The sequence below is a fragment of the Streptomyces sp. NPDC051738 genome (genome assembly GCF_044453205.1).
GTDB lineage: Bacteria > Actinomycetota > Actinomycetes > Streptomycetales > Streptomycetaceae > Streptomyces.
The window spans coordinates 245,429-262,069 of the sequence record NZ_JBITCM010000007.1; the positions used below are offsets into that span (position 1 = coordinate 245,429).

At 70.5% G+C, this 16,641-nt stretch carries 17 protein-coding genes and 1 pseudogene; 10 read left to right on the plus strand and 8 right to left on the minus strand.

The window, feature by feature from the left end:
• Positions 1-27: 27 nt before the first annotated feature.
• A complete protein-coding gene (locus ACIA8X_RS18790) occupies positions 28-717 on the plus strand; it encodes a DUF899 domain-containing protein (protein ID WP_399458694.1) in 690 nt (229 codons plus the stop codon).
• 153 nt (positions 718-870) lie between these two features.
• A complete protein-coding gene (locus ACIA8X_RS18795) occupies positions 871-1,056 on the plus strand; it encodes a hypothetical protein (RefSeq protein ID WP_093907146.1) in 186 nt (61 codons plus the stop codon).
• Between the two features lie 40 nt (positions 1,057-1,096).
• Here the strand turns inward: ACIA8X_RS18795 and ACIA8X_RS18800 are convergent, their stop codons facing one another.
• From ACIA8X_RS18800 to ACIA8X_RS18810, 3 genes are all read right to left on the minus strand, one after another.
• Entirely contained in the window at positions 1,097-2,959 is a 1,863-nt protein-coding gene (locus ACIA8X_RS18800; protein ID WP_399458695.1) for an ABC transporter ATP-binding protein, read from the minus strand.
• Positions 2,960-3,298: 339 nt separating this feature from the next.
• The gene (locus ACIA8X_RS18805; RefSeq protein WP_393442722.1) at positions 3,299-3,736 is read right to left on the minus strand and encodes a hypothetical protein; all 438 of its coding nucleotides are present in this window, start codon (positions 3,734-3,736) and stop codon (positions 3,299-3,301) included.
• On the minus strand, positions 3,727-4,350 hold the full coding sequence (locus tag ACIA8X_RS18810; protein WP_393442724.1) for an ATP-binding protein: 624 nt from the start codon (positions 4,348-4,350) through the stop codon (positions 3,727-3,729). The genes ACIA8X_RS18805 and ACIA8X_RS18810 overlap by 10 nt, the downstream gene beginning before the upstream one ends.
• A gap of 287 nt (positions 4,351-4,637) precedes the next feature.
• On the opposite strand from ACIA8X_RS18810, the gene ACIA8X_RS18815 reads away from it, so the two are divergent.
• The 3 genes from ACIA8X_RS18815 (at position 4,638) to ACIA8X_RS18825 (ending at position 6,637) form a co-directional block, all read left to right on the plus strand.
• Positions 4,638-5,498 (plus strand): helix-turn-helix domain-containing protein, encoded by an 861-nt coding sequence (locus tag ACIA8X_RS18815; protein WP_393442726.1) that lies wholly within the window; start codon positions 4,638-4,640, stop codon positions 5,496-5,498.
• Positions 5,499-5,753 carry a DUF397 domain-containing protein gene (locus ACIA8X_RS18820; protein ID WP_019757219.1) on the plus strand — a complete coding sequence of 85 codons (255 nt, stop codon included), beginning with the start codon at positions 5,499-5,501 and terminating at the stop codon, positions 5,751-5,753.
• 95 nt (positions 5,754-5,848) lie between these two features.
• On the plus strand, positions 5,849-6,637 hold the full coding sequence (locus ACIA8X_RS18825) for an SAM-dependent methyltransferase (protein ID WP_393442728.1): 789 nt from the start codon (positions 5,849-5,851) through the stop codon (positions 6,635-6,637).
• Between the two features lie 166 nt (positions 6,638-6,803).
• Here the strand turns inward: ACIA8X_RS18825 and ACIA8X_RS18830 are convergent, their stop codons facing one another.
• Complete coding sequence (locus tag ACIA8X_RS18830) at positions 6,804-8,291, minus strand: PLP-dependent aminotransferase family protein (protein WP_393443256.1); 1,488 nt, start codon at positions 8,289-8,291, stop codon at positions 6,804-6,806.
• 85 nt (positions 8,292-8,376) lie between these two features.
• Here ACIA8X_RS18830 and ACIA8X_RS18835 point away from each other — a divergent pair.
• Positions 8,377-8,931 (plus strand): annotated as a pseudogene (locus ACIA8X_RS18835) (carboxymuconolactone decarboxylase family protein).
• A 62-nt stretch (positions 8,932-8,993) separates the two neighbouring features.
• Here ACIA8X_RS18835 and ACIA8X_RS18840 read toward each other — a convergent pair.
• From ACIA8X_RS18840 to ACIA8X_RS18850, 3 genes are all read right to left on the minus strand, one after another.
• Positions 8,994-10,481 carry a glutamate synthase subunit beta gene (locus ACIA8X_RS18840; RefSeq protein WP_393442730.1) on the minus strand — a complete coding sequence of 496 codons (1,488 nt, stop codon included), beginning with the start codon at positions 10,479-10,481 and terminating at the stop codon, positions 8,994-8,996.
• 226 nt (positions 10,482-10,707) lie between these two features.
• Complete coding sequence (locus ACIA8X_RS18845; RefSeq protein WP_393442732.1) at positions 10,708-11,187, minus strand: DUF1772 domain-containing protein; 480 nt, start codon at positions 11,185-11,187, stop codon at positions 10,708-10,710.
• Between the two features lie 342 nt (positions 11,188-11,529).
• The gene (locus ACIA8X_RS18850) at positions 11,530-12,225 is read right to left on the minus strand and encodes a DUF2293 domain-containing protein (protein ID WP_393442734.1); all 696 of its coding nucleotides are present in this window, start codon (positions 12,223-12,225) and stop codon (positions 11,530-11,532) included.
• Positions 12,226-12,615: 390 nt separating this feature from the next.
• Here ACIA8X_RS18850 and ACIA8X_RS18855 point away from each other — a divergent pair, with 390 nt between their 5' ends.
• The 3 genes from ACIA8X_RS18855 to ACIA8X_RS18865 all read left to right on the plus strand — a co-directional run bounded on the left by ACIA8X_RS18855 (position 12,616) and on the right by ACIA8X_RS18865 (position 14,246).
• The gene (locus ACIA8X_RS18855) at positions 12,616-13,257 is read left to right on the plus strand and encodes a uridine kinase (protein ID WP_399458696.1); all 642 of its coding nucleotides are present in this window, start codon (positions 12,616-12,618) and stop codon (positions 13,255-13,257) included.
• A 69-nt stretch (positions 13,258-13,326) separates the two neighbouring features.
• Positions 13,327-13,812: a hypothetical protein gene (locus ACIA8X_RS18860; protein WP_393442738.1), complete on the plus strand. Its 486-nt coding sequence runs from the start codon at positions 13,327-13,329 to the stop codon at positions 13,810-13,812.
• The gene (locus ACIA8X_RS18865; protein ID WP_393442740.1) at positions 13,809-14,246 is read left to right on the plus strand and encodes a CBS domain-containing protein; all 438 of its coding nucleotides are present in this window, start codon (positions 13,809-13,811) and stop codon (positions 14,244-14,246) included. The genes ACIA8X_RS18860 and ACIA8X_RS18865 overlap by 4 nt, the downstream gene beginning before the upstream one ends.
• A 124-nt stretch (positions 14,247-14,370) precedes the next feature.
• On the opposite strand, the gene ACIA8X_RS18870 is transcribed toward ACIA8X_RS18865, so the two are convergent.
• The gene (locus ACIA8X_RS18870; RefSeq protein ID WP_399458697.1) at positions 14,371-15,498 is read right to left on the minus strand and encodes a magnesium and cobalt transport protein CorA; all 1,128 of its coding nucleotides are present in this window, start codon (positions 15,496-15,498) and stop codon (positions 14,371-14,373) included.
• A 270-nt stretch (positions 15,499-15,768) separates the two neighbouring features.
• On the opposite strand from ACIA8X_RS18870, the gene ACIA8X_RS18875 reads away from it, so the two are divergent.
• The gene (locus ACIA8X_RS18875) at positions 15,769-16,563 is read left to right on the plus strand and encodes a methyltransferase (protein WP_393442743.1); all 795 of its coding nucleotides are present in this window, start codon (positions 15,769-15,771) and stop codon (positions 16,561-16,563) included.
• The last annotated feature ends 78 nt before the right edge of the window (positions 16,564-16,641 follow it).

Consider the following 16,641-nt stretch of genomic DNA (forward strand, 5'->3'; position numbering starts at 1 on the left):
AAGGGACCGTTGCACAGGAGGGCGCCCATGTCGCTTCCGGAGATCGTCTCGCGCGAGCAGTGGCGTGCGGCGCGCGAGGAACTGCTGGTCAAGGAGAAGGTGGTCACGCGCGCGCGTGACGCGCTGGGCGCCGAGCGGCGCAGACTGCCCATGGTCGAGGTCGGGGAGGAGTACGTCTTCGAGGGCGGCGACGGCAAGGCCACGCTGCTCGACCTCTTCGAGGGGCGGCACCAACTCGTCGTCTACCACTTCATGTTCGCCCCCGAATGGGACGCCGGCTGCCGCAGCTGCTCGGCGTTCCTGGACCAGATCGGGCATCTGGCGCACCTCAAGGCACGCGGCACGACTCTGGTCGCCGTCTCCCGGGCGCCGTACCCGAAGATCCTGCCGTTCAAGGCACGCATGGGGTGGACCGTGCCCTGGTACTCGTCCGGCGGCAGCGACTTCAACCACGACTTCGAGGCGACCCTGGAGCACGAGGGCGAGCTGGTGGAACGGCCCGGCGTCAGCTGCTTCCTGCGGGACCGGGACCGTGTCTTCCACACCTACTCGACATACGAGCGCGGCCTGGACGGGCTGGGCTCGACCACCGGCTTCCTGGACCTCACGGCGCTTGGCCGGCAGGAGGAGTGGGAGGAGCCCAAGGGGCGCGCGTCGGCTCTTGGGGCGCCTGCGGGCAGTGAACCCATCCGATATCACGACGAGTACGAGGAGTGACACGGAGTGTAATGTTTGATCATCGAGAGTGAGCAACCGCTCACACATCGCGGTGAACGAGTGTCAACTACGTCTCAGTCCCGTCACCGGGCGAGGCGTTTCACCTCCGGCAGGCGTTAACTCCTACAAGTACGACGCTTATCGGAGGTCAGGATGGTGAACGGGCGAACAGTGCTCGAACGCTTTCCCGCGGGCGGTCCGCGTGGATCGTGGCCCGCGGAGGAGTTCGCACACGCGCGGCGGATGGAAGGTCTGGCGGCCGAGGTCGTGATGGACCTGGCGACGGACGCGTTCCTGGTGATCATCCCCGGCGAGGTCGTGGCTGACGCCGCCGCGTGAGACGAGAGCGGGTTCGGCTCCCGCCGCGCCCCCGCGCCGATCAGCCCGCCTCAGGGGCGGGCACCCGTGCCGTGAACTGCTCCGCCTGGAGCGAGTACAGCTCCGCGTAGACGCCGCCGGTGGCCAGCAGCTCGTCCGGGGTCCCGGACTCCACGAGCCTGCCCTGGTCGAGGACGTGCACCAGATCGGCATGGCGCACGGACGCCAGCCGGTGCGTGATCAGGACGACCGTCTGGCCCGCGGAGGCCAGGGCGCGGATCTTCTCGAAGACCTCCAGCTCGGCCCGCGCGTCCAGCGCCGCCGTCGGCTCGTCCACGATCAGGATGTGGCCGCGCCGGTACGCGGCCCGGGCGATCCCGAGCCGCTGCCACTGCCCGCCGGACAGCTCGTGCCCACCGCTGAAGTGGCGGGCCAGCAGGGTGTCCAGGCCGCGTGGCAGATCGGCCACCACGTCCTCGGCCCCGGCCTCGGCGAGCGAGGCGCTCAGACGTTCCTCGGTGAGGGGCGCGGAGGAGCGGCCGACGGCGACATTGACCTTGGCCGTGAACGGCCAGCGTTTGAAGTCCTGGGCCACCATCGCGATGCGCTCGGCGAGTTGGTGCCGGTCGGCGGTGGCCGCGTCGACGCCGTCCCAGAGGATGCGGCCCCGGTCCGGGAGGTAGAGCCCGGCGAGCAGCTTGACCAGGGTGGTCTTGCCGGAGCCGTTCTCGCCGACCAGCGCGATGATCCGGCCGAGGGGGAGGGTGAGCGTGACGTCGTCGAGGGCGGGCCGGGCGGATTCACCGGGGTAGCCGAAGCTGACGTTCTCGAACCGGATCTCCCGCGGATCCTCGGGCAGGGGCGCCCCGCCGACCGGGATCGCCCGCTCGGCCGCCTCGACGTACAGCCGCTGCAGATCGCCCACGAAGAGGGCCTCCTCGTGGAGCGCGTTGACCTCCAGGACGAGGCTGTCGAGGCTCGACGAGCCGGTGCGGATGGCGATGACGGCCGTACCCGCCACGGAGAGCGCCATCGCACCGGCGAGCAGCAGCCCGCCCAGCGTGGCGTACGTCGCGACGGTCGCCAGCCCCGTCCACGCCGCGGCGATGAGCCCCGTACGCGCCGCCAGCCGCGCCAGCCGGGCCTGCTCCGCCTCCGCCGTCTCGGACATCGCCCGGTAGTGGCGCAGCAGGAAGGGCCCGACCCCATGGACCCGGATCTCGGGCGCCGCGGCCGGCTCGGTCAGCAGCCCGCTGATCAGATGGCCGGCGCGGGAGTGCTGCACCCAGGTGTGGAAGGACTCGTAGCGGCGCCGGGCGTTGGTCAGGGCGCTCCAGGCGCTGGGCAGGGTCATGGTGGCGAGGAGCGGCAGCAGGGCGGGGTGCAGCACGGCGAGCACGCCCGCAGCGGCGATCAGCGAGATACCCGCGTTCACCACACGCGTGCTGTACGCGATCATGCGACGGGCGGAGGCGGCGCCGTACTGCGCGGTGTCCAGCAGCTTGTGGAAGGCATGGTCCTCGATCGCGGCCAGCTCCACGGCGGCGGCCCGCTCCAGATACAACTCGGTCGCCACGCGCTCCACCTTGGGCTCCAGGCGGCCGGTGGCGTACGTCGACGCGGCCCGCAGCAGCGTCGAGACGACCATGACGACAGCCATGGCGACCAGCGCCGGAACGGCACCCCGTAACCGCTCCTCCAGCGCCCCGCCCCCGATCAGCCGCCCCAGCACACTGTTGACGGCGAGCAGCCCGACCGCCTGACCCAGCCCTCGCCCCACCTCGGCCACCAGCACGGTCCGCGCGGCCCGCCGATCGGCCTGCCAGGCGAGCCGGAAGCTGGACGCCAACAGCGACGGCAACCGCGTCACCATCGCCCGGAAGGTCAGCTCCAGGAAGGCGTCCCGATGCTGATTCCACCCCATGTCGTACCGCAGAGGCCCCCCGAACAACAGCCGCTCCGACTCGGAAACGTCCCCCTCAGCAGCCTGCTTCTTCTTCCCCACCGCCCAGCCCCCCCGACCGTCGCTCGTGACGGAGGGCCACTATGGCGGGGTGGGCGGGTTCGGGGGAGGGCGTGAGTGGGGGTGGGGGGTGCGCGCGGGCGTACGCCGCGCGGCGTTTCAGCCCGTCCGGCGTTTGAGGACAAGGCCCCTTAAGGGCCGACGGGGGTCCAGGGGGCAGAGTCCCCTGGCGGGGTGGAAGGGGCGGAGCCCATTCAAGGATGGGACGGGTAGGGGCGGCGGGGGCGAGAAAACGAAGCCTCACGCACTCAATTGCCGAGACCAAATAGGCGTGGTCCCGGTCACCCGGCACAACGCCAGATACAGCGGAATCGGCGGCGTATACGGCACCGTCCCGTCCGGCCGATGGATCAGCCGAGGCACGTCCATGACCACCGCCCCCGTCAGATACCGCACCGACGCCGGCCACTCCAAGGCGTAGTCGGAGTCCGCCGGCACGATCCACCACCAGTGCGTCTCATCGGCGTACACACACCCCACCCGAGGCAGCCGAGGCAGAACGAGAGGCCCGAAGCGGGCGGGCACCGCGACCGCGTCGCAGCCCAGGGGAGCCGTCATCCCGTCGGGAACCGGCAGCCGCCGAGGACCGGCGTCAGCGGTACGCAGGCTGCGACGGAGCCGGACCAGCGTGTCCAGGCTCAGCACCTGACCCCCGCCGGACCCCCCGCTCACAGCCATCCGGCCCCCGTCCCGCTGCCGCCGTACCGCGCCTGCGCCTCGTCGTCACCGGAACCGTCGGACGGCCCCGGCTTGGGACGGGACCCCCAGCCGAGGTCGTTGCGAGGCTCGGCGTCATCGAGGGAGGCGCCACTGCGCGGCAGGTCCGCCCAGACCACCAGCCCGGACCCCTGCTCCTGGGCACCCCACGCATGGCAGAGGGCGTCGACGAGGAGCAGTCCCCTCCCGTGCTCCTCCTCGGGCCGCGCCGCCAGCGGATGCGGTTCACCCGGCGCGCAACCCTCGTCGCGCACGGCTATGCGCACCAGCTCCGCACCGTCGTTCAGCTCACAGACGATGTGCTCGCTGGCGGTGTGCACGATCGCGTTCGTGACCAGCTCGGACACGACGAGAGCCGCCGTGTCGCAGGTGTCCTCGCACACCGACCAGCCGTTCAGCCGCGCCCTGGTCAGGCGTCTGGCGTGCGCGGGAGAACCCGGATGCGCGGCCAGTTCGAAGCGGAACCGGCGCTCGGCAGGGGCGCCCCGCTGGGGCCCGACTGCCAGTGCGGCGCCGAGGCCGTGGGGGGCCGCGGCGTCTGTTCCTAAGGGCGGGGACGGAATCACGCTTGCCACTATCTCCCCGCCGTGAACACTTGGCAAGTGTCACTCTGGAAAATGCAGAGTGCTGTGTGACTCTCTGGAAGGCCGTGGCACACTGCTCGCAACAGCATGTCGAACGGCGCCAGTTGGGATCACCGAAGATCCACCGCGATCTTCGAAAAGGTCTTCGAATGGCGCCGTCCGCCTGTCGGGATCCAGGCGCCCTGTCGGGATCCAGGCGCTCTGTCAGGATTGAGTCGACCTGTCGGGAACGAGTAGAACGAAGTCGGTCTGTTCGGGATTCATCGTGGAGGTGGAGCGTGAGCGAGCCGCGGTCCGCGCCGACGGTCGGTCAGGTCGTCCTCGGTCGGCGCCTGCTGGACCTGAGGGAACGCGCCGGCCTCAAGCGTGAGGAGGCCGCGCGCATCCTCCGCGTCGCCCCCGCCACCGTGCGCCGTATGGAGACGGCCGAGGTCGCGCTCAAGATCCCTTACCTGCAACTGCTTCTGAAGGCCTACGGCATCGCCGACCACGAGGCCGAGGCCTATGTGCAACTGGCCGAGGAGGCCAACAAGCCCGGCTGGTGGCAGCGGTTCCACGACATCCTGCCCGGCTGGTTCTCGATGTACGTCAGCCTGGAAGGCGCCGCCAGCCTCATCCGGTCGTACGAACCCCACTTCGTGCCCGGCCTGCTGCAGACCGACGACTACGCGCGCGGGGTGCTCGAATCGGGCGCCATCGGCCAGACCAGCCCCGACGACACCGAGCGCCATGTCGCCCTGCGCATGCAACGCCAGCAACTGCTCACCCGTGAGGACGCGCCCCGGCTGTGGGTCGTGATGGACGAGACCGTGCTGCGCCGCCAGGTCGGCGGCCCGGAGGTGATGCGTGCCCAGATCGACAGGCTGCTCGAGGCCACGAAGCTGCCCAACGTGACCCTGCAGGTGGCGCCGTTCGCGAACGGGCCGCACCCCGGCACGTACGGGCCCTTCGTGCTGTTCCGATTCGCCGTGCCCGAACTCCCGGACATGGTCTACAGCGAGTACCTGACCGGCGCCGTCTACCTCGACGCGCGCACCGAGGTGGCGACCCACCTGGAGGTCATGGACCGCATGGCGGCGCAGGCCGCTACGGCACATCGCACGAAGGAGATCCTCCGGGATCTCCGCAAGGAGCTGTGAATGGATCGCATCAAGCCGCGCATACGCGTCTACAACGGCATGCCCGCGCGGGACTTGGGCAGCGAAGGCTGGCACAAGCCGTGGAGCGGCGGCAACGGGGGCAACTGCCTGGAGGCGATGAAGCTCGCCGACGGCCGGATCGCCGTCCGTCAGTCCACCGACCCGGACGGGCCGGCCCTGATCTACACGACGGACGAGATGACGGCGTTCATCGAGGGCGCGAAGGCGGGGGAGGCGGACTTCCTCCTTTCCTGAGCCACTCTTCTTTCCTGAGTCACTTGCGTGCCGCTCGTGCAACTTCCTTGAATTGGTGCTTACTTGATAATCCATTGCGTCTGACGGAGTGCCTCGTGACCGAGATCGACACCAGCAAGCCCCACCCCGCGCGGATGTACGACTGGTATCTCGGCGGCAAGGACAACTACCCCGTCGACGAGGCCATGGGGCAGCAGATGCTCTCTCTCGACCCGCGCGTCCCGGTGATGGCGCGGGTCAACCGCGCGTTCATGCATCGCGCCACCCGCTGGCTCGCCAAGAACGGCGTACGCCAGTTCCTGGACATCGGCACCGGTATCCCGACCGAGCCGAACCTCCATCAGATCGCCCAGGGAATCGCCCCCGACGCACGCGTCGTCTACTGCGACAACGACCCCATCGTGCTGGCCCACGCGGCGGCCCTGCTGCGCGGCACGGAGGAAGGGGTGACGGAGTATCTGCAGGCCGACGTGCGCAGCCCCGACGCCATCGTCGAAGGCGCCAGGAAGGTCCTGGACTTCGGCCGGCCGGTGGCCCTCTCCCTCGTCGCGCTGCTGCACTTCGTCTCCGACGAGGACGGCGCGCACGAACTGGTCCGCCGACTGCTGTCCGAACTCCCCTCCGGCAGCTACCTGGTGATGACCCACGCGAGCGCCGACTTCACCCCCGAGGAGTCGAAGGCGGCGACCGAGAAGCTCAAGGCCGCCGGCGTCACACTGGCCCTGCGCTCCCGCGAGGAGTTCACCCGCTTCTTCGACGGCCTCGAACTCGTCGAGCCCGGCGTGGAGGTGCCCCACCGCTGGCATCCCGAGCTGGGGGAGCCGGTACCCGGGCAGGACGACGGGGTCATTCCCGGGTACGGGGCGGTGGGGCGCAAGCTGTAGCGCGAGTGGGGGGCAAGCCGTAGCGCGAGTGGGGGGGCAAGCCGTAGCGCGGTGGGGTGTCAGCTGTGGCGCGGTGGGGCGTTAGCCCTGGCCGGGTGGCGCGTCAGTCCTGGCGGGTGAGGCGACACCCCTGGCGGGAGGGTGGCTTTGGCCGTGGCTTCGTGCCTTACGGCCCCTGCTCCGCACCCGGCGGCAGCACCCCGCACAGCGCCTCAAGCGCCGCCCCGTACGCATGCTCCGAAGGCGTCGCACAGCCGACGACGAGGCCGTCGCGGACCGGCATGTCCGACTCCGTCGCCTCCGGGTGGCGGAACTCGGCGAGGCCATCGAGGGCGATGCCCTGCCAGGTGGCCGCCTTGACCGCCGACCGCTCGGTGCCGGGCGGCAGTCGCAGCACCGCGTGCAGTCCGGCGGCGACGCCCGTGACCTCGATGTGCGGCGCGTGCTCGGCGAGCGCCGCGACGAGGCGGTCGCGGCGGCTCCGGTACCGCTGCCGCATGCGCCGTACATGACGGTCGTACGCCCCGGAGACGATGAAGTCGGCGAGGCTCAACTGGTCGAGGACGCTCGCCCACGCCTCGCGCTCGCCCTTGGCCGCGAGCACGTCGTCGACGTACCGCTCCGGCAGCACCATCCACCCGAGCCGCAGCGCCGGCGACAGACTCTTGCTGACCGAGCCGATGAAGATCACGTGCTCGGGATCGAGGCCCTGGACGGCGCCGACGGGCTTGCGGTCGTAGCGGAACTCGCCGTCGTAGTCGTCCTCCAGGATCACGCCCCCACGCGCGCGTGCCCAGTCGATCACGGCGGCGCGACGCTCGGGGTGCAGCGGCCCGCCGGTCGGGAACTGGTGCGCCGGCGTGAGCAGCACGGCCCGCTCGCGCGCCAGCCGGTCGACTCGCGCGCCGTCCTCGTCGAGGGGGAGCGGCACCGTCCGTACGCCCGCGGCGGCGAGGAGCTCCCGGTGGAAGCCGAGCCCGTACGCCTCGACGGCCAGCGGCCCGCGCAGCACGCCACGACTTCCGCTCCGGCTCCCGCTTCCGCCTGTGCCCGTGTCCTGGCCGAACAGCAGCCGCAGGGCGTGTGCGAAGCCGGAGCAGATCACGATGCGGTCCGGCTCGGTGCGCACGCCACGCGCGCGTGCCAGGTACTCGGTGAGCGCCTCCCTCAGTTCGACGCGCCCGGCGGGATCCCCGGGCCCGAAGACCTCGTTCGGCGCCTGCTGGAGGGCCCGCCGGTAGGAGGCCAGCCAGGCCGCACGTGGGAACGCCGACGCGTCCGGGGTGCCCTGCCGCAGGTCGTGCCGGGGCCCACGCGCGCGTGGAGGCGTCCGGGGTGTCTTACGGGGCACCTTGTCGGCGGGCCGTAGAGGCTCGGCACGCTCGGCCACCCTCGTCCCTGCCCCCTGCCGGGCCGTGAGCCAGCCCTCTGCGACCAGTTCCGCGTACGCGTCGGCCACCGTGTTGCGGGCGACCCCGAGGTCGGCGGCGAGCGAACGGTACGGCGGCAGCCGAGTGCCGGGCGCGAGCCGACCGCTGCGCACGGCCTCGCGCAGCGCACGCGTCAACGCGGCGCGGCGCCCGCCCGGTCCGGACAGCTCCAGATGCAGGTCGGCACCGATCCGCTCCGCGGAACTGACCCAGGACTTCACCACGGTGAATCGACCCACGAATTGACCCATGATTTCACCATGGAAATGCACCCTACAGCCGGTCTTTCCGCCTCATAGATTGAGGGACATGACGACGCACACGATCGACACGACGCACACGATCAACACCACGACCGCCGGTACACCTGCCTCCGCCGCCTCCCCTGCCGCCATCGCCGCCGCCGAGGCCGCGCGGACCCGCCTGGACTTCGCGAAGTCCGCCCCGAAGGTCTTCCGCGCCATCATCGGCTTCGACGCCGCCGCCCGTGAGGGCCTCGACCCCACCCTGGTCGAGCTGATCCAGATCCGTGCCTCGCACCTCAACCACTGCGCCTACTGCCTCCACATGCACACCAGCGACGCCCGCAAGGCCGGCGAGAGCGAGGACCGGCTGCACATGGTCGCCGTCTGGCGCGAGGCCCGCCACTACTTCACCGAGAAGGAACAGGCGGCCCTGGCACTGACGGAAGCGGTGACCCTGGTGTCCGAGGGAGGGGTCCCGGACTAGGTCTACGCGCAGGCCGCGGCCCACTTCGACGACGGCGAGCTGGCACACGTCCTGGCCCTGATCATGACGATCAACACGTGGAACAGGGTGGCGCTGGCTACGGGGAAGGTGGCGGGGACGGACGAACGGCGATAGCGCAGCGCCTACCTCCGGCACCTTGCTTCCGGCACCTCAAACGGTCATCTCAGACGGTCATCTCAAACGGTCATTGGCCGGTCGTACGGCGAGATCGGCGCCGGCAGCCTGGAACTCCCCGTCAGATAGCGGTCGACGGCCGCCGCCACAGCCCGCCCCTCGGCGATCGCCCACACGATGAGCGACTGCCCCCGGGCGGCATCCCCCGCGGCGAACACGCCAGGGGCGTTCGTCGCGAACCCGGCATCCCGCGCGATCGTGCCGCGAGGCGCCAGCGCCAACCCCAGCTGGTCGATCAGCCCGTCCTCCCGGTCGGGCCCGGAGAAACCGAGGGCGAGCAGTACGAGGTCGGCCGGCAGCGTCTGCCCGGTGCCCGGCATCGGGCGGCGCCGCGCATCCACCTCCACCAGGTGCAGCGACCGTACGTGCCCATCGGCGTCCCCCGTGAAGCGGAGCGTGGACGCCGCGAACAACCGCGCGTCCGCGTCCGCCGCCGGTGCCGTCTCCAGCTCGCCCGCCTCCTCGTGCGCGGCGGACAGCCGGTAGATCTTCGGGTACGTCGGCCAGGGCTCGGCGTCCTCGTCCCGCTCGGCGCCCGGCTGGGCGTAGATGTCCAGCTGCGTCACGGACGCGGCGCCCTCCCGCACGGCCGTGCCCAGACAGTCGGCCCCGGTGTCCCCGCCGCCGACGATGACGACGTGCTTCCCGGCGGCGGACATCGGGGACTTCTCCAGATCCCCCTCGCGCACCCGGTTGGACAGCGGCAGATACTTCATCGCCTGCTCGATACCGCTCAACTCCCGTCCTGGAACGGGCAGTTCACGCCAGGCAGTGGCTCCGGTGGCGATCACCACGGCGTCGTAGCGCGACCGCAACTCGGTGGCTCCGATGTCCCGCCCGACCGCCGTCGACGTACGGAACTTGGTCCCCTCGGCCCGCATCTGCTCGATCCGCCGCTCAAGATGGTGCTTCTCCATCTTGAACTCGGGGATGCCGTACCGCATCAGCCCGCCGATCCGGTCATCCTTCTCGTACACCGCGACCGTGTGCCCCGCCCGGGTCAACTGCTGCGCAGCCGCGAGCCCGGTGGGCCCCGACCCGATCACCGCGACCGTCCGCCCGGACAGCCGGTCCGGCGGCCGCGGCGGCGCGAACCCGTCCTCCCAGGCCCGGTCGGCGATGGCGCACTCGACGTTCTTGATGGTGACGGCCGGCTGATTGATCGCCAGCACGCACCCGGCCTCACAGGGCGCCGGACACAACCGCCCGGTGAACTCGGGGAAGTTGTTGGTCGCGTGCAGCCGATCCGCCGCCGCCCGCCAGTCCTCCCGCGACACCAGGTCGTTCCACTCGGGGATCAGATTGCCCAGCGGACAGGCTTCGTGGCAGAAGGGGATGCCGCAGTCCATGCAACGGTCGGCCTGCTTGCTGATGATCGGCAGCAGCGCCCCGGGGACGTACACCTCGTCCCAGTCCTGCACCCGCTCCTCCACGGGCCGGCGCGGCCAGTCCTGGCGGGGGGTGGTCATGAAACCCTTGGGATCGGCCATGGCCGTCTTCCTCATGTGCGCGTGTGACGTGTTGGAGCCGTGCGTCATCGGGCGGCACTCTTACTTACCGGGACTACACCGGCACTCTTACCGGGACTACACCGGTCACTCTCACCGGGACTCGTACCGGCACTCTTCAGGGACTCTTCCGGCAACGATACGTCCCACCGGGCACGTGCGCAGGGTGGGGGACAGCGCTTTCTCCGACCCCGTGTCGAGGTGTGGATCAGCTGAGGGCCAGGACGTACGCCACCGTCGCGGCGGCCGAGGCGACCATGCGGACGTGGTTCCACGCCGTCCACTCGCGCACGTACGTGGGCCAGTAGGCGGCCGCCTCAGCGGTGCCCGCGTCGAGCTTGAGCAGCGCGTCGTTGCGGGGCACGTTCGCCACCATGGTCACTCCGAACGTGCCGAACAGATACAGCCCGCTGCCCAGCAGCAGCTCCACCAACCCCTCATCGGGCCAGAGCACGAACGTCACCACAGCGATCACCGCGCACAGCACCGCCGTCCCGAGGAACACCAGCATGAACGCCGGCGCCAACGCCGTCACATTGATCGCCTTCATCGCGGCGACCCCCTGCGCCGGCGGCAGCGCGGCGAGCCCACGCATCACGAAGGTCGAGAAGGCACAGAAGACCCCGGCCACCAGGCCGGTCCCGACCACACCGATCACGACGAGTACGAAGTACGGCCCATCAATCATGTCAACGTCAACTCCCGCGTCCTGCCGAGATCCTTCCCGACCCGGCCCAACTGTCACCTCAAGTGAAATCCTGTACGAGAACGGTCACCATGGCCGAACGACGCGAGCACATACGCCAGCGTCCATCAGGGCGAAGGTTCGGGGGCTGCGTCTTGAGAACGGCATGGTGAGTCGTTGGCGTGAGCCCGGGGGCCGGGCGCGTTCACGTTCGCTCCCCCCCTCGCCCTCCCCCTCCCCCCTCCTCCCCCCTCCCTTCCTCCGCCTTCCCCTCCCTCCCCGTCGTCCTTCCCGTGCCGTCGGCATCCGCTGTTGAGGAGTCGGCCGGGCTGCGGGAGATCACCGTCAGCCGACCCCTGACACCTCCCCCCGCCACGCCCGCAACGTCGTCTCCACCGCCGCCGTGATCCGCCGCCGGGCCTCGTGCCGTGGCAGCCCGCTCATCAGCAACTGGTCGTACCGCGTATCCAGATGCCGCACGGACGCCACGACCGCCGACGTCACCGCCCCCTCGGACAACGCCCGCCCTGCCGCGCTCCGCCCCACCCGACCACTGCCCCGCATCGACGCATGCGCGGCGATATCCCGCGCCCGGCCCATCGGGCACCCCGGGAACAGCCGCCGTATCTCCGCCGCGAACGCCTCGGCGAACCGCGCGTCCTCCCGCGCCCGCCGCCGGGCGTCCCGCACCCGGCGCCGCCGTCGAGCCTCCACGTCCGCCAGGCACCGCTGCTCGGCCCTGGCGAGCCCTGCCTCCTCGACGAGCACGCCCTGCCGCTCGTAACGACTCCTGCGCCGGTTGAACCGCACGACCACCGCCGACAGCGCACTCTCCTCCCGCGACCGACGCGTCAGCGCCGTGTCGCCGCGCGGCAGGAACACCAGATGCCCGAGATCGGCACAGTCGAGACAACGCGGCGCCCCGTCCTCCAGCACGAGCATCTGCAACGGCCCCGCATGACACTCCGCACAGTGCCGCCGCTTGAGAGGCTGAATCACCAGAAGGCCGGTACGTGGCGGGGGAGTTGCGAGGGGTGCCATACCGATTTCATTCCCCTCGGGGCGGGTCCGGGGAACTCCCCGGCGGGGCCGGAGACTGCCTGATCGGGCGTGGTGTGGGCTTGTCGAGCGCGGGGCGCGGCGTGTTGGGTGCGGTGTGGGGTTTGACCGGGGCCGATGGGCACATTGATCGGGTTTGGCAGCGGCTTGGTCGGGCCGGTGAAGACGATCCGGCCGAGCTCGGACGCCCATCCGCGCTCGGACCCGACTGGGCCCGTTCCCGACCGAGCCTGTTCCCGCCTGAGCCTGTTCCTGACTCCAACGTCGCCCCCAGCCCGCACGCGTCCCGACGCCCCAGCCGCGCCGCCCCCTGACTGCGGGCCCCGCGCACTCTGCGGCCCCACGCCCACCCCGACCGCCCCCTGTCGCATCATGGGCCCTGTGCGACTCGAAGCGATCACCTGGGACCGGCTCGGCGACCTGCTGGCCGAGCGGCTGCTCGACCTGAAGCCGGCCGACGGCAGCCCCTGGCCGCGCATCGCCTTCGACGGTGCCCCTGCGGCCCGCCCGGGAGACCTCGCCGAGCGGGTCGGCGAGGCGCTGCGCATGCGAGGTCGCCTTTCGCTCGCCGTCGGCATGGAGGGTTTCCTGCGCCCCGCCTCGGTCCGGCTGGAGTACGGCCACCAGGACGTGGATGCCTATTTCGACGGCTGGTTCGACACCAGCGCCCTGTGGCGCGAGCTTTTCGGCCCTCTCGAACCCGACGGTCACGGCCGTGTTCTGCCCGACCTGTGGGACCCGGTGACCGACCGAGCCACCCGCAGCCCCTACGTCCAACTCCCGCCCGGCGGTTTCCTGTTGCTGCACGGCCCCCTCCTGCTGCGCCACTGGTTTCCCTTCGACCTGACCGTCCATGTCCTCCTCTCACCCGGCGCCCTGCGTCGCCGTACCCCCGAGGCCGAGCACTGGACCCTCCCGGCGTTCGAGCGCTACGACCACGAGACCGACCCGGCCGGCGCCGCGGATGTCCTGGTGCGCGCCGACGACCCGCGGCACCCGGCGTGGAACGGCTGAGCCGGCTCCGGCAACCCCCCCTTCGACGACTCCGTCCGCTCGCTGCTCGCCGGCAAGAACTTCGCCGGCGTGGCCACCCTCGGCCCCGACGGCGCCCCACAGAACTCGCCTGCAGAACTCGGTGGTCTGGATCAAGCGCGAAGGGGACACTGTGCTCTTCTTCTCCGTCGACACCCGCCAGAAAGTGCGCAACCTCCGCCGCGACCCCGCGTCAGCATCTCGGTCTACGACCTCGCCAATCCCTACAACTCGGTCGAGATCCGCGGCACCGCCGAGATCCTCCCGGACGAGGCCAAGCGGCTCCCGTCCGAGCTCTCGCACAAGTACCTCGGCATCGATCCGCCCGCCGAGAAGGACGACGAGACCCGCGTGATCATCCGTGTCGTCCGCGGAAGATCGTGCGCTTCTCGGCCTGATCGGCGTCGGCCGCCGGTGGCCGTTACCGCTCGGCTCCGGGTGCACGCACCCGACGGCACGGCGAGAATGAAGGGCGCCGGGACTAGCGGTGCTTCCCGCGCCGCGCCGGCCGTCCGGCACCGGGAGGTACTCCAATGACCACTGCCGGAGACATCATGCACCGAGGCGCCCAGTGGATCCCCGCCCACGAGACCCTGGACCGCGCCGCCCAGCTGATGCGTGAGCTGGGCGTCGGGGCCCTGCCCATCAGCGACGAGAACGAACGGCTCTGCGGCATCCTCACCGACCGTGACATCGTCATCGGCTGCGTGGCCATGGGACGCGACCCGAGCAAGGTCACCGCCGGCGAGATGGCCCAGGGCACCCCGCGCTGGATCGATGCGACCGCCGACATCACCGACGTGCTCCGGGAGATGAAGGAGCACCAGATCCGCCGGCTCCCCGTCATCGACAACAAGCGGCTGGTCGGCATGATCAGCGAGGCTGATCTGGCCCGGCACCTGTCGGAGGGCGAGATCGCCCACTGGGCCGAGAGCGTCTACGCCATGTCCGGGGCGCCGAGGACGCGCTGACCTGGCAAGCGCCCACCCTCACCCTCTGTGCCGTCCTCGTCCGGCCGATCGTGCCGGACGGGGACCGCACCGGAGTCCGCCGGAAGCCCGCCGGAGGTCGGCCGGAAGTCGCCCGGAGGAGGCGTCAGAGCCATCCGTTGCGCCTGAAGCCGCGGTACAGGACCACGCACGCGACGGATATCACGGCTATGACCAGCGGGTAGCCGAATGTCCAGCGCAACTCCGGCATGTAGTCGAAGTTCATTCCGTACACCCCGCACACCATCGTCGGCACGGCGATGATCCCGGCCCAGGCCGTGATCTTCCGCATGTCCTCGTTCTGCGCGACGGTGACCTGTGCCAGATGCGCCTGCAGGATCGAGTTCAGCAGTTCGTCGAAGGCGTATATCTGCTCCTTGGCCCGCAGCAGATGGTCGGACACGTCGCGGAAGTAGGCCTGTATCTCCGGCTCGACCGCCCTGATGGGCAGCGTGGCCAGATCCTCCAGCGGCCGGCTCAGCGGAACCACTGCCCGCTTCAGCTCCAGGAGTTCCCGCTTGAGCTGGTAGATCCGCCCAGGGTCGGCCCGCGCGCCGTTCTCCGCGAACACATCCGTCTCGACCTCGTCGATGTCCTCCTGCACCGAGTCGGTAACGCTCAGATAGTCGTCGACCACGTGGTCCGCGATCGCGTGCAGCACCGCCGCGGGCCCCTTGGCGAGCTGCTCGGGGTTCGATTCCAGCTCCTCGCGCAACGGTCCCAGTGAGCCGTGCCGCCCGTGTCGCACCGTGATCACGAAGTCCCGGCCGACGAACACCATGATCTCGCCGGTGTTCACGACCTCGCTCGTTGCCGTGAGCTGCTCGTGTTCGACGTAGCAGACCGTCTTGAACACGGCGAACAGCGTCTCGTCGTAGCGCTCCAGCTTCGGTCGCTGATGCGCTTCCACCGCATCCTCGACCGCCAGCGGATGCAGGGCGAACAGCTCGGCGATGCCCGCGAACTCCTGGTCCGTCGGTTCATGGAGGCCCAGCCAGACGAATCCGCCGCCGCGTTTGCGCACCCGCTGCACGACGTCGACCAGATCGCCGTTCTCCTGGACCCGCACGCCGTCCCGGTACGTCACGCAGTTCACCACGGAGGAGCCCAGCGGGGACCTGGCGGGATGGCTGAGGTCGACACGGGGGCGCCGTCGAGCCAGCCGTGCCACCTTGCGGAGGCCGCCGACCTTGTCGAGGCCCGTGACCTTCCGCAGATTCCCTGCCATGGACATCTGGATCTCCTTGCGTGGATCCTCGCGCCGCGCTTTCTGCGCCCTGGCCCGCCAGTTTGCCATTTGGGGGTGAGCTGCGGGTAAGCCTGTGGGAATGATGGATTCCGCTTTGTTCCCGCCTGTGGATGAAGGGACTTTGCCCAGGTCGCCGTAAGGAATGGGCGGGATGAGGCGTGAAATGACCGGAGCGCGAGGGGGCGGCCGGAATTGGGAGCATCCCGCCGAGCGTCGACCGCTCCGGGCAAACAAGGCAAATGGGATGATCTCTACATGATGCGAACCGACGGGTATCTCCTCGACAACCGGCAGGCCGAGGCGGGCGAGCACCGCGACGCACTGGGCCCTCTCTTCGATCCCACCACGTTCCGCTATCTCGAAGGGTTCGGCATCGGACCCGGCTGGCGCTGCTGGGAGGTGGGCGCCGGCGGCACGTCGGTGGTCTCCTGGCTGGCCAAGAAGGTCGGCCCGACCGGAAAGGTGGTCGCGACCGACCTCGACACCTCACCGCTCACCCCGGCCGCGCGCCCACCGGTCGAGGTCCGTGTGCACGACGTGGCCGCCGAAGAACCGCCGGGGGAGGGGTTCGATCTGGTGCACGCCCGGGCGGTTCTCTCTCATGTACCGGACCGGGAAAGGGCGTTGCGGTCGATGATCAAGTCCTTGCGCCCGGGCGGACGGCTCCTGGTCGAGGACGCCGACCCCGTCCTGCAGCCCCTGCTCTGCCCCGACGAGCACGGCCCGGAACAGCAACTGGCCAATCGTCTTCGCGACGGCGTCCGCGCCCTCCTCACCGAGCGCGGCGCCGACCTCTCCTTCGGTCGCAGACTCCCGCGCCTGCTCCGCGCGGCCGGACTGCGCCGGGTGGTTGCCGACGCGCACTTCCCGATCGCCTCGCCCGCCTGCGCCGCTCTGGAGTCCGCAACCATCCGCGAGATCCGCGACCAGCTCGTCACCGCGGGCGTCGCCACCGACCAGGACATCGACCGCCACCTCGCCAACATCACCACCGGCGGAATTGACCTGGCCGCGATCCCGATGATCTCGGCGTGGGGGCGCAAGGCGTAGACAGTGGACAAGGGGCACGCAGGGGCGTAGGCGGCCCGCTGCAAAAGCGGGGCATAGGCAGCCGCCCCGCACGGGCGG